Source organism: Streptomyces coffeae (assembly GCF_016741875.1).
Lineage (GTDB): Bacteria > Actinomycetota > Actinomycetes > Streptomycetales > Streptomycetaceae > Streptomyces > Streptomyces coffeae.
In genome coordinates this window covers 1-297 of the sequence record NZ_JAERRF010000234.1, presented here as the reverse complement: position 1 = coordinate 297, position 297 = coordinate 1, and the positions used below count along the sequence as shown (strand labels likewise).

The following is a 297-nucleotide window of genomic DNA, read 5'->3' as shown; positions in this document are numbered from 1 at the left end:
TTATGTGGAACAGGATCTGCATGAGCTCTACGAGGGCGAGGTCCGCTACGCCCGCGACGCCTTCGAGGGCCTGCGGCTGATGGACGCCCTGATCGCCGTGAAGCGCGGCGTCCCCGGCGCCGTCCTCCCCGAGCTCAAGCAGCGCCGCGTCCCCCGCCGCGAGGCCGTCCAGGTGCGGGAGCCGGAGCCGGACGAGGGGCCGGTGCGCTCCGATGTGGCCATCGACAACCCGGTGCCGACGCCGCCCTTCTGGGGCACCCGCGTGGTCAAGGGCATCCAGCAGGCCGACTACGCCTC

1 protein-coding gene is annotated in these 297 nt (G+C 72.4%); it reads left to right on the top strand.

All coding sequences use genetic code 11. The annotated features are described in order from the left end of the window. Positions 1-297 (top strand): hypothetical protein (locus JK363_RS41810; protein ID WP_201883543.1); only part of this gene is annotated, 297 nt, incomplete at both ends.